Source organism: Flavobacterium marginilacus, assembly GCF_026870155.1.
Classification (GTDB): domain Bacteria; phylum Bacteroidota; class Bacteroidia; order Flavobacteriales; family Flavobacteriaceae; genus Flavobacterium; species Flavobacterium marginilacus.
The window spans coordinates 4,238,630-4,252,278 of sequence record NZ_CP113975.1 but is presented as its reverse complement, the minus strand read 5'-3'; the positions used below and the strand labels follow the sequence as shown (position 1 = coordinate 4,252,278).

Sequence of the window (13,649 nt, the reverse complement as noted above, 5' to 3'; positions counted from 1 at the left end):
TTTTTGTCTATATTCTATTTTCTTTAATCTATAATTCTAATCCAACGATTGATTCTCCTGATTCGCTATTTTTGAAATGGCAACGTATTCCACTGCCGAAATATTGCCGTAATAAAAATTAAGAGGGTTGACCACTTTTCCGTTTTTGTGCACTTCATAATGTAAGTGCGGCGCTTCTGAACGTCCTGTACTGCCTACATATCCAATAATATCACCGCGTTTAACCGATTTTCCCGGTCTGCAGTTGTATTTGCTCAAATGAGCATAAAGAGTTTCGTAACCATAACCGTGTCTGATTACAATATGATTCCCAAATCCCGAAGCACTGTTGTCTGCCCTTGCTACGACTCCATCGCCTGTGGCATAAATTGGAGTACCCGATTTGGATGTGAAATCCATGCCTTCATGCATTTTTCTTGCTTTGGTAAAAGGGTCTGTTCTGTATCCAAAACCAGAGGCCATTCGTTTCAAATTTTCATTTTTTACAGGCTGTATTGCAGGAATTGCTGAAAGCAGTTTGCCTTTGGCTTTGGCTAATTTCACAATTTCGTCCAATGATTTGGACTGAATCGCGAGTTCTTTACTCAAAGCATCGACTCTTTCGGTAGTGCTGGTTACCAATCTTGAGTTGTCATATCCCTGCAGAGCCGCATAACGATTTATTTTAGAGTAACCCGCTTTTCGTTCTTCTTCCGGAATGGCCGCCGTGTTGAAATATACTCGGTATAAATTATTATCTCTGTCTTCAATATCTTCAATGACATCATCTATCTGATCCATTTTTTTGTTCAAAATGGCATAATTCAATTTTAAATTTTCAACTTGTCTTTCCAGTAAACGGTCTTTTGGAGTGTCAAAATAAGGAGTGTTCAATAGTATTATGAACGTCAAAAATCCAAACAATGCCGAGGACAATAAAAATAGTACAGCATAGCCGACTTTTCTTCTTTTTCTGATTTTTATTTTCCGATAGGCCAGATTTACTGAATCGTAATAATATTTTACTTTCGCCATATTTTAAAATACCCTATTTTTGCAAATTAGTATAAGGTAAGTCGAACAAATTTAATAAATGTTTCAGATGTTCGGTTATTTTTTCAGGAATAAATAATTAGCCAATTTTATAATTGAGATAATTAGGCAATTAGATAATTTTAAAATTATCTAGTTATCACATTATCTATTTATCTATTTTCTAATTATCAAATTTTCTAATTATCAAATTTTCTAATTTAAATATGAAATCACAAGACGTACGCAAACAATTTTTAGATTTTTTTGAAAGTAAAGGGCATTTAATTGTTCCATCGGCTCCGATTGTTCTTAAGGACGATCCGACATTGATGTTTAACAACTCCGGGATGGCGCAGTTTAAGGAATATTTTCTTGGTCTTGGAACTCCAAAAAGCAACAGAATTGCCGATACGCAAAAATGTCTTCGTGTTTCTGGAAAACATAATGATCTTGAGGAAGTAGGGATTGACACCTATCACCACACTATGTTTGAAATGCTGGGGAACTGGTCATTTGGTGATTATTTCAAAAAAGAGGCAATTCATTGGGCTTGGGAATTATTGACCGAGGTGTATAAAATCCCGAAAGACATATTATATGTTTCGGTTTTTGAAGGAAATCCTGCTGAGAATGTGCCTTTTGACCAGGAAGCTTGGGACATCTGGAAAACATTAATCGATGAAGACCGAATTATTCTAGGAAACAAGAAAGATAATTTCTGGGAAATGGGGGATCAAGGACCTTGTGGACCTTGTTCTGAAATTCATGTTGATATTCGTTCTGCTGAAGAAAAAGCTTTGGTTTCCGGTAAATCTTTAGTTAATGCCGATCACCCGCACGTGGTAGAAATTTGGAACAATGTATTTATGGAATTCAACCGTAAAGCAGATGGTTCATTGGAAAAATTGCCTGCGCAGCACGTAGATACAGGAATGGGATTTGAGCGTCTTTGTATGGTTTTGCAGGGAGTTCAGTCTAATTATGATACTGATGTTTTTACACCGCTAATCAGAGAAATTGAAACGATTACCGGAACTAAATATACTATCAAAGCAAATGACGAAGCCGAAGAAAAAATAAATATTGCGATTCGTGTAATTGCAGATCACGTTCGTGCAGTAGCTTTTGCTATTGCTGATGGTCAATTGCCATCAAACACCGGAGCTGGTTATGTAATCCGTAGAATTTTACGTCGTGCTATCCGTTACGGTTTTACTTTTCTGAATACTAAAGAACCTTTTATATACCGATTGGTTGAGACTTTGAGTGCACAAATGAGTGGTTCATTCCCGGAAATTCGTTCACAAAAAGCGTTATGCTCCAATGTAATCCGTGAGGAAGAAAGTTCTTTCCTAAGGACTTTGGATCAGGGATTGGTGCTGCTGGATGCTGTAATCAGTACGAACTCGGGCTCAGTAATCGATGGTAAAAAAGCATTTGAATTGTATGATACGTATGGTTTCCCAATTGATTTAACAGCTTTGATTCTTTCTGAAAAAGGATTGGAACTGGATGAAAAAGGATTCCAGGAGCAATTGCAATTGCAAAAAGAACGTTCCCGTGCGGCTTCAAAAGTAACGGCTGGAGACTGGAATGTTCTGGCTGAAGATGATGTTCAGGAATTTGTGGGTTACGACCGATTGAAACACAATGTGAAAATCACTAAATACCGCCGAGTTGACAGCGTGAAAGATGGTGAAATTTATCAGCTGGTTTTCAATGCTACACCATTTTATGGAGAAAGCGGAGGACAAACAGGTGACAAAGGATATCTTGAAGCGTCAAACGGAGATATCATCTATATTATTGATACCAAAAAAGAAAACAACCAAACGATACATCTTACACAATCGCTTCCGGATAATCTAACCGATAGTTTTGTGGCTGTTGTAGATGAAATCCAAAGAGCAAAAACATCTTCAAATCACTCGGCTACTCACTTGTTACATCAAGGACTGAGAAAAATATTGGGAACACATATTGAGCAAAAAGGATCAATGGTTCGAAATGCTTCTTTGCGTTTTGACTTCTCGCATTTTTCTAAAGTAACCGATGATGAATTGAAAGAAGTAGAGGATTTTGTGAATGCAAGAATCCGTGAGAGTCTGCCTTTGGTAGAAAAAAGAGGAATTCCAAAAGACCAGGCTTTGCAGGAAGGTGCAATTGCTTTGTTTGGTGAGAAATATGGAGATGTGGTTCGAATGATTAAATTCGGTGATTCAGTGGAATTATGCGGAGGTACTCATGTACCAAATACAAGTGATATCTGGCACTTCAAAATCACTTCGGAAGGTGCTGTTGCAGCAGGAATCAGACGTATTGAGGCGATTACAAGTGAAGCCGCAAAGGATTTCTTCGAATCGCAACTGATTACTTTTGCAGAAATAAAAGAAGTTTTGAAAAATGCGGTAGATCCTGTAAAAGCCATTCAGGCAATGCAGGATGAGAATGCTTCTTTGAAAAAACAATTGGAAGTTTTATTGAAAGATAAAGCTAAAAATATGAAAGGAGAATTGGCTCAGGAACTGCAGGAAATCAACGGAATTCATTTCCTTGCCAAACAAGTTGATTTGAGTCCAGAAGGAGCAAAAGATTTAGCTTATGAATTAGGAACTTTAGGAACCAATATATTTTTAGTATTAGCTACTGCCGATGCTGGAAAACCAATGTTGTCTTGTTATATTTCTAAAGAATTAGTTGCCGAAAGAAAACTGAACGCAGGCCAAGTAGTTCGTGAATTAGGTAAATACATCCAAGGCGGTGGAGGAGGTCAGCCTTTCTTTGCTACTGCTGGAGGTAAAAATGTGGATGGAATTGCAGAGGCTTTGGTGAAAGCTGTTGAGTTTGTGAAGTAGTTCTCGGTCTCTCGGTAAGTTTTTTAGAAAATAATGTCTCGCAAAGACGCGAAGACGCAAAAGTTTTGTGGATAAATATTTATTGACTATGCTTTGCGCCTTAGCGTCTTTGCGAGATTTGTATTATATTAGCGAGAAATAAAAATATGACTGAAAACGAAATTTCTAAAATTGTTGTTGATGTTTCTTATAAAATCCATACCAAACTAGGCCCTGGGTTGCTTGAATCCGTTTATGAAGCAATTCTTTATTATGAGTTATCTAAACGAGGTTTAAATGTTGAAAGGCAGAAACCACTGCCAGTAATTTGGGATGATATATTTTTAGATATAGGTTTCCGCACAGATTTAATAATTGAAAATAAGGTAATTATTGAAATAAAATCAGTCGAAGAGATTGCAAATGTTCATCCAAAACAACTTTTAACTTATCTTAAAGTAACAGGAATGAAATTAGGTTTGTTGATTAATTTTAATGAATCATTAATTAAAAACGGAATTACAAGAATAGTAAATAATCTGTAATTTTTACACTTTATAAGTTTAAATGTGATTTTATTAAATTTGTGTCTCGCAAAGGCGCAGAGACGCAAAGAAAACGGGTTTGCACTTTGCGTCTCTGCGCCTTTGCGAGAGAAAAAAATGCTTAATACTCCTCGGCTCATAAGGAAATAACTATGAACTTTAGAACTCAAATACCCATTCCTAAAAACCAAAATCCAATAGACTACAACTCCAAAATAGTCTCGTTAGGCTCTTGTTTTGCAGAAAATATGGGTGCTAAATTCGAATATTTTAAATTTCAAAACAAGACAAACCCATTTGGAATAATATTCAATCCAGTTTCTATCGAGAAGATTATTGATAGAGTGGTTTCTGAAAAACCATTTACTGAGGAAGATGTTTTTTTTCAAAATGAACAATGGCATTGTTTTGAAGTACATTCGGATGTTAGTGATTCAAGTAAAGAGAAATTATTACAAAATCTGAATCAAATTTTGGTGGAAACCAAAAAGCAATTGCAGGAAGCAACACACCTTATTATTACTTATGGAACTTCTTGGGTATATCGAAATATTGAAAGAAATACTATAGTTGCCAATTGTCATAAAGTGCCTCAAAAACAATTTGCTAAAGAATTATTATTAGTTGAAACTATCGAAAATTCAATTCAAAATACGATCGAATTAATCAAGAAAATAAATCCAGATTGCAGTTTTATTTTCACCATTTCCCCAGTACGTCACCTCAAAGATGGTTTTGTCGAAAATCAAGTAAGTAAAGCACATTTGTTTTCGGCTTTACATGGGACTTTTGACTTTCGACTTTCGACTTTTGTCTACTTTCCTTCCTATGAAATCATGATGGATGAACTTCGGGATTATCGTTTTTATGGCGAAGACATGTTGCATCCAAGCCAGACAGCAATTGATTACATCTGGGAACGTTTCAGCGAAAGCTGTATTGCCGAAAATAGTTTTCAGACAATGAAAGAAGTTGCAGAAATTCAAAAAGGATTGCATCACCGAAGTTTTAATCCTGACTCAGAACAGCATCTCAAATTCTTATCAAAACTAAATCAGAAGATTGCTGTTTTAGCAGAAAAATTTCCCCACATAAAGTTTTAAAGACTGCATTTTATTCCATAATAAAATTGGTTCAGTAAAATTTTAGAACATTTAAACGAAATTGTGTAACTTGTTGAAGTATATTATTTACATTTTTGTAGATTGGATAGTTTCAGCTTGATTACGAAGGCTTTTGTTTAACGTGTTTTCTGACTTATGAATCAAAAATACATTCATTTTTTTAAAAAAACACTGCGTGTATCGCTTTGGTGCGTCGCTTCGGTAGTTGCGCTTTTATTGCTTCTTACCATTTTAATTCAGGTTCCCGCTATTCAAAATTTTGCAAAAGACAAAGCGATTACTTATCTGCACGGCAAAATTAAAACCAAGGTTGCTTTAGACCGGATTGCTATAAATTTTCCTAAAGAAGTGGTTCTTGAAGGTTTTTATTTTGAAGATCAAAAGAAAAAAGTCTTACTTGCTGGAAAGCGCTTAGAAGTTGATGTTGATTTGTTTAAACTGATAAGCAGTGAACTCGAAATAAATTCGATTTCCCTGACGAATACAACTGCCAATATTTCGAGAAACAAAGATGGAGTTTTTAATTTCGATTACATTATCAAAGCTTTCGATTCGAATGAACCAAAAGATCCCAACAGCAAACCATTCAAGATATCAGTTGTAAAAGTAAATCTCGATGCTATCAATTTTAATTTTAAAGATGATTATTCCAAAAATGATTTTCGCGTAAAACTCACGCATTTTGATACAAAATTCAAAGAGTTTGATTTAGATAAAATGGATTTCAATATTCCGGATATTAATTTAAACGGATTGAAATTAACGTTGAATCAGGATGCTGTCGAAAAAATTGCCGAGGTTTCGGTAAAAACTGTTGATACCATTTCAAAAAGAAAAGACTTCAAATTACAATTGGACAAAATCAGTTTGTCAAAAATTGATATTGCATACGATAATAAAGATTCTAAACTGGATTCAGGAATACGTTTGGGAAATCTGGAATTGACTGTCAATGAAATTGATCTGAATAAACAGCTTTTGGATTTTGATTCTTTCGAGTTAAAAAATCTAAAAGGAAACCTAAGATTAGGCGTCAAATACAAACAAATCAATACTCCAGATTTAGATTCGACCGACATTAAACAAACGGGATGGAAAGTAAAACTCAACGATGTCAATTTAAAGAATATCGCTTTCAAATTTGATGATATGCAGTCTAAACCCAATCCCAAAGGTATTGATTACAGCCATCTTGATTTAAACAAATTCGATTTTGAAGCGGAAAAATTATATTACGGAAATGATACTATTTCGGGAAATATAAAAGCACTTGCCGTGAATGAAAAAAGCGGTTTGCAGATTCAGGCTTTAAAAACGGATTTCTTTTATGGACCTAAAAATGCGGAGCTGAACAATTTGTATTTGAGAACACCGCAGACACTTTTGCAGAATAAAATTAAAGTCACTTATTCATCGCTTGATGCTCTGAAAAAAGACATTGCAAATATTGCTGTGGATGCCAATTTAAATCAGTCTAAAATTGGTTTCAAAGACATTTTACTTTTTGCTCCCGATTTGCAAAAAACAAATCCGTTTAAAAGCAATCCAAATGCTGTTTTGTATCTGAATACCCGTTTGAACGGAAAGGTAAAAGATCTGAATATTCCTTTATTCGAAATGAGCGGAATTGGAAGTACGAGAGTTTCACTTTCGGGAAAAATAAAAGGTTTACCCGATGTTAAAAAAGCCTATTATGATTTGAATATCAAAAAATTGTCGAGCACTGCCAAAGATGTGTATTCATTTGTTCCAACGGGAACAATTCCAGCGACTATTCAGTTGCCTTCGCAGTTTAATCTACAGGGAAAATTCAAAGGTACGGTTCAGAATTTCAATACCAATCTGGCTTTAAACAGCAGTTTCGGAAGCGCAAAAGTGGATGCATTATTTGACCAAAGAATTAAAAAACAAGAGAAATATGATGCGAATGTTTCCTTAGTGGATTTTGATTTGGGTCGATTGATTAAAAATGATTCTATCGGAAAAATTACGCTTAAAGCGAAAGTAAAAGGCAAAGGTTTAGACCCAAAAACAGCTCAGGCAGAATTGGCTGGAATTGTCCAGAAAGCGGTATTCAACAGATATGCGTACAAAGATTTGAAGGTGAAAGGAAATATCAAAAACGGTTCTTTTGCTGTAAAATCGGGAATGAAAGACCCAAATCTTAATTTTGATCTGACTGCCAACGGGAGTACAAAAGACAAATATCCGACCATTCAATTAAAATTAAACCTTGATATTGCCGATTTGGAAAAGCTGAATCTTCACGCTGGCCCGATGAAATTGCGAGGAAATGTAGATGCCGATATTGCCAACAGCAATCCTGATTTTCTGAATGGAAAAGTATTTCTTTCGAACATTCAGATTTTGCAGAACGAATTGATTGTTCTGGATTCTGTGCGTGTAATTGCTTTTTCGGATAATGCCCGAAACAATATCAAAATATCATCTCAGTTTTTGAAAGCTGAAGTAGATGGTAAATACAAGCTAACCACATTAGCCTCGGCAGTAAAAAAATCTTTGTCAAAATATATGGATCTGCAAAATCCAAAAGTGAATGCGGAATCAGATGAACAAAGGCTGGCTTTTTCAATTACTGTGGATAATGTTCCTGTACTCTTTAAACTGCTTCCTAAACTTACAGGACTGGAGCCTTTTAAAATTACTGGTAAATACAATAATGTTGCCGATTCTTTGGAAATAAAAGGAACGATTCCGAGAATTGTTTATGCCAATAATACAATCGCTGACGGTAAAATAAATGTCGAAGCCAAAGAAAATGCTTTGGAATATCAAATTTCGGTGGCAACAATTGAAAGCGGTGAATTAAAAATTCCTTACACCAGTTTATCCGGAAAAGCCGAAAACAATATTCTTTCTTACGCCTTGCAGGTAAAAGACACCAAAGACAAAGAACAATATGTTATCGCCGGTGAATTTCTGCGTCAGGATGCCAAAAATATCTTGAAAATCAACTCGGATAATTTCGTGCTTAATTATGATAAATGGAATATCAATCCTGAAAATGCAATTGAATTTGGCGATAAAAGATTGTACATTAATAAATTTTTCTTAGATAATTCGGGCAACGAACTAAAGATTCAATCACAAGGAACTCAAAACAACGCTCCAGTTCAGGTAGATTTTGTGAATTTCAAAATTGAAACTATTCTGAATATTGTCAAAAAAGACAAACTGCTGATGCAGGGTTTAATCAACGGGAATGCAGTTGTCGAAAACGCAATGACATCGCCGATTTTTACTTCAGATATCAAGGTGGATGATTTTGCTTTTAAGGCAGAACCTGTCGGCGATATTGAGATAAAAGTCGATAACAAAACGACCAATACGCTTGTTGCCAATGTAGTTTTGAGCGGTGAAGGCAATGATGTGAAAATCAATGGAAATTATAGAATTACTGATGGCAATTTAGATTTTAATGCCGATATCAATACATTAAATATCAAAAGTATTCAAGGATTTTCGATGGGGAATATTAGTGATGGAACAGGATTTTTATCTGGAAATTTCAAAATTACTGGAAATGCGACGACACCAAAAGTGGATGGTCAGTTAAACTTTAATGGTAGCAGTTTCAGAATTACAAAACTCAATTCTTATTTTAAAACAGAGAATGAAAAAATCACTTTCAGTAACGATATAATTGCGTTCGACACTTTTACATTTTATGATGAAAATGATAATGAATTGGCGCTAAGCGGTACCATACAATCTCCAGATTTCAGAAATTATAATTTCAATTTAAAAGTCGCTGCTAATGACTTCAGAGCGATACATTCTAAAGCTTCGGATAATGATCTTTTTTATGGAGATTTATTTTTTGATACTAAATTAGACATAAAAGGAACGCTCGAAAGTCCTATTGTAGGCGGCGATCTCAAAATAAATAAAGAAACCAAATTTACGGTTGTATTGCCTCAATCCGATCCATCGATTGCCGATAGAGAAGGAATCGTAGAGTTTGTAAATGAAGATAATATTTATTTGAAACAGACGGTAGCAATGCAGAAAAAACTGAATCAGTCGGACTTGATTGGGATGAATGTCAGCGTTGATATTTCATTGGACAAAGAAGCAGAACTCACATTGGTTATCGACAAAGGAAACGGAGATTACCTTAATTTGAAAGGTGAAGCCCAGCTTACTGGCGGAATTGACCCTTCGGGAAAATCGACTCTTACCGGTAAATATGAAGTTGCAGATGGAGCGTATGAAATGAATTTTAATGGCATCCGAAGAAAATTTAATATTCAGAAAGGAAGTTATATTATCTGGAACGGAGAGCCAACGATGGCAACTTTGAATATTACGGCAATTTATAAAGTGAAAGTAGCGCCGATTGACCTGTTGGGAAACCAATTGGGAGCAGTTAGCCCGACCGTAAAAAACACGTACAAGCAAAAAATTCCGTTTCAGACTTTATTGAAAATGAATGGCGAATTGCTAAAGCCTGAAATTACTTTTGACATTAAACTTCCCGATGGAAATTATGGCGTTTCATCAGATATTGTATCGGCTTCCCAGACAAAACTGGAACAATTGCGACAAGAACCAGCAGAATTAAATAAACAGGTTTTTGCCCTTTTACTGTTGAGTCGTTTTGTTGGCGAAAATCCTTTTGCAAGTGAAAGTGGCGGAACAAGTGCCGAATCATTGGCCAGACAAAGTGTGAGTAAGATACTTTCACAGCAATTAAATGATCTTTCGGCAGAATTAATAAGCGGTGTTCAATTGGAATTTGATTTAGAATCGACCGATGATTACACTTCCGGATCAATGGAAAACAGAACGGATCTGAATGTTGCTGTTTCTAAAAAATTGCTGGATGATCGATTGAAAGTTACTGTTGGAAGCAGTTTTGGTGTTGAAGGAAAAGAACGTGCCAATGAAGAAACTACCAATATTGCGGGAGACGTTTCTTTGGACTATCAGCTTACAAAAGACGGCCGATATATGGTTCGTGCTTATCGCAAAAATGAATATCAGGTGGCTGTTGAAGGTCAGGTTATTGAAACAGGTGTCGCTTTTGTGATCACGATGAGTTACAATAAATTCAGAGAGCTTTTTCACCGAAGCGATGAGGAAAAGCGCATAATTCAAGAGGAAAAAGAGCGTAAAGAGAAGAGAAAACGAATAGAAAAACAAGAAGAGAAACAAGAAGAGAAATTCGAAAAACAAATTGAAGGAAATGAGCAAAAAACATAGCAGTATGAAAATCAATTATATGAAATATTGTATAGTGCTGTCCTTACTTTTTGTTTATGGATGCAGTAATACCAAGTATCTGCCAGAGGGGGATCTGCTGTACAAAGGCGGTTCTGTGACGGTGAAAGATTCTGTTATGAAAAAGAAAGAAAGAAAAGAACTGGAGAAAGCACTGGAAGATCTGTTACGTCCTAAACCGAATAAGCAAATATTAGGTTTGCGTCCAAAACTATGGTTTTACAATATAGCGGGCGAGCCAACGAAAGACAAAGGAATCAGATACTGGTTACGAAATAAAGTAGGTGAAGAACCTGTGCTTTTCAGTAAAGTAGATTTAGATTACAATGCAAAGGTTTTAAGGAATTTTGCTGAAAACCGTGGTTATTTTAAAGCCAGAGTCAGCGCCGATTCTACGGTCAGAAATAAAAGAGCAACAGCAGAATATATTGTTCAGCCGAGACAGCAATATAAAATAAATGAAGTGAAATTTCCAGATGATTCTTCTGCTTTAGGGAAAGCAATTGCCAGAACCCAACGCAGATCATTGTTGAAAGAAGGAAATCCATACGATCTTGATGTTATAAAAACCGAACGTGAACGCATCGATGCCAGATTAAAGGAAAGAGGATTTTATTATTTTAACCCAGATTATATTTTGGCTCAGGTCGATAGTTCAAAGGGAGATCATTTGGTTAATATTAAATTAAAAATTAAAGAGGAAACTCCCGAGAAAGCCAGAGAAGCCTATAAAATTGATAAAATTATAGTGTATCCTAATTTTACGGTTTCAAAAGATACTATAAAATACAAAAAAGAAGACATTGTTCAGTACAATGATTTTACCATTATTGATACTGCCGATACTTTCAAACCCAGCGTTTTTGACAGAGCCATACTTTTTAAAAAAGGAGATTTATACAATCGGAAAGATCATAATCTTACGCTGAACCGTTTTGTGAATCTTGGGACTTTTAATTTTGTCAAGAATGAATTCAAAGAATCTGACAGTTTAAAAAACACTTTAGATTCCTATTACTATCTTACGCTTCTTCCGAAAAAATTCATTCGTTTTGAAGTTTTAGGGAAAACAAATTCGGCAAGTTATACAGGATCAGAAGTTAATGTAAACTGGAATAACCGAAACCTTTTTGGTGGTGCTGAACTGCTTACAGTCTCTGTATTTGGCGGTGCCGATTTTCAGCTTGGAGGTGAGAATAACTGTAAAAATATATTTAAACTTGGAACAGAAACCAGTCTGACCTGGCCAAGGTTTATCACGCCATTCCATATTCAGGGCAACAGTGAATTTGTTCCAAGAACGAAAGCAACTGTCCGCTATGAATTTCAAAACAGGATGCAATTGTATTCATTGAATTCTTTTAACGCTTCGTTTGGTTATTTGTGGAGAGAAAATATCCGAAAAGAGCATCAGTTAAATGTTATGGATATAACCTACGTAAGTCCAAATAATGTAACAGTAGAATATCAGCAAGACATTGATACTGATTCCGCTTTGGGGAAAGTAATCGAAAAACAGCTGATTTTTGGACCAACGTATTCGTACACTTATACCAATACGATGCAAAAGCGAAAAAAACATACCTTCTATTTTAATGGAGAATTGGATTTGGCCGGAAACATTACTGGTTTGATAACAGGAGCTAATATCAAGAAAAAAGACACGGTAAAAATATTAGATGTGCCATTGAGCCAATATGCAAAAGTGAAGACAGATTTCCGTCATTATTTAAAACTTAGTAAAGACACGCAATTGGCAAGCAGAATTATCGTCGGTGTAGGATTGCCGTATGGAAATTCGGTTGTAATGCCAACATCCAAACAATTTGTATCAGGAGGAACCAATAGTATTCGTGCCTTCAGAGCCAGAACACTCGGTCCCGGAAGTTATCTAAACCAACAGACTGATAACTCTTATTTGCCAGATCAATCGGGAGATATAAAATTAGAATTCAGTACCGAGTATAGAGCAAAATTATTTAGTATTGTAAATGGTGCTTTGTTCTTAGATGCTGGAAATATCTGGCTTTTGAATGAAGATCCCAACAAGGCAGGTGCCAAATTTTCGAAAGATTTTATGAAAGAAATCGCCGTTGGTGCTGGAGCTGGATTGCGATTCGATTTGTCCTTCCTTATTTTAAGAACAGATTTGGCAATTCCACTTAGAAAACCTTGGTTGCCCGAAAACGACCGATGGGTAATTGATGCTATTGATTTTGGAAGCAGTTCTTGGAGAAAAGACAACCTAATCTTGAATATTGCTATTGGTTATCCTTTTTAAAACAACAACTGGACAAAGGAGCTAAAATAATCATATGGAGAATGATTTTTATAAAAAAAGAAAGCTGTCAAATATGGCAGCTTTCCTTTTACGGTCAATTGAAATTATGATATTTCAATCATTCTTGGAGGTTTTGGTTTCACCTCTTCACGTTTTGGAATTGATAACAATAAAAGTCCATTTTCATAACGGGCTACTATTTTATCTTCATCCACAATGTTTTTTGGCAATTCGAAACTTCTCTGAAATGATTGATAGCTAAACTCTCGACGGCTATAATTTTCTTCTTTGGTTGTTTTTTCATTTTCTTTCACTGAAGAAATAATCAGCTGATTGCCATCGAGTGTGATTTTGAAATCATTTTTGTCCATCCCTGGAGCAGCAACTTCTACTTCGTAGTTATCTGCGGTTTCTTTGATATTTACTGATGGCAGCGTGGTACTTGTTGTTGAATAATTATTATTTTCCCAATTGAAAAAATCACGGCCAAAAATATCATCAAAAAACAAACGATTTAAAGGTGCTTGACCTGCATTTCTTTTAATAAGATTCATAACGGTTTACTTTTAAAATTGTTAAACAAATATTTATCTAATCTTGCGCAAGA

The 13,649-nt window shown here is 35.4% G+C and carries 7 protein-coding genes; 5 read left to right on the top strand and 2 right to left on the bottom strand.

Annotated elements, in window-relative coordinates; genetic code table 11:
• Positions 1-36 precede the first annotated feature (36 nt).
• Complete coding sequence (locus OZP07_RS17650) at positions 37-1,014, bottom strand: M23 family metallopeptidase (RefSeq protein ID WP_281636144.1); 978 nt, start codon at positions 1,012-1,014, stop codon at positions 37-39.
• Between the two features lie 224 nt (positions 1,015-1,238).
• Here OZP07_RS17650 and alaS point away from each other — a divergent pair, with 224 nt between their 5' ends.
• From alaS to tamL, 5 genes are all read left to right on the top strand, one after another.
• Positions 1,239-3,869, top strand: a complete 2,631-nt coding sequence (gene alaS, locus OZP07_RS17645) for an alanine--tRNA ligase (protein WP_281636143.1) — start codon at positions 1,239-1,241, stop codon at positions 3,867-3,869.
• Positions 3,870-4,015: 146 nt separating this feature from the next.
• Entirely contained in the window at positions 4,016-4,393 is a 378-nt protein-coding gene (locus OZP07_RS17640; RefSeq protein WP_281636142.1) for a GxxExxY protein, read from the top strand.
• A gap of 152 nt (positions 4,394-4,545) precedes the next feature.
• Complete coding sequence (locus OZP07_RS17635; protein ID WP_281636141.1) at positions 4,546-5,496, top strand: GSCFA domain-containing protein; 951 nt, start codon at positions 4,546-4,548, stop codon at positions 5,494-5,496.
• 156 nt (positions 5,497-5,652) lie between these two features.
• Positions 5,653-10,743 carry a translocation/assembly module TamB domain-containing protein gene (locus tag OZP07_RS17630; RefSeq protein ID WP_281636140.1) on the top strand — a complete coding sequence of 1,697 codons (5,091 nt, stop codon included), beginning with the start codon at positions 5,653-5,655 and terminating at the stop codon, positions 10,741-10,743.
• Between the two features lie 4 nt (positions 10,744-10,747).
• A complete protein-coding gene (tamL, locus tag OZP07_RS17625) occupies positions 10,748-13,042 on the top strand; it encodes a translocation and assembly module lipoprotein TamL (RefSeq protein WP_281636139.1) in 2,295 nt (764 codons plus the stop codon).
• Between the two features lie 104 nt (positions 13,043-13,146).
• Here tamL and OZP07_RS17620 read toward each other — a convergent pair whose 3' ends face one another.
• On the bottom strand, positions 13,147-13,596 hold the full coding sequence (locus OZP07_RS17620) for an Hsp20/alpha crystallin family protein (RefSeq protein WP_281636138.1): 450 nt from the start codon (positions 13,594-13,596) through the stop codon (positions 13,147-13,149).
• Positions 13,597-13,649: the final 53 nt, after the last annotated feature.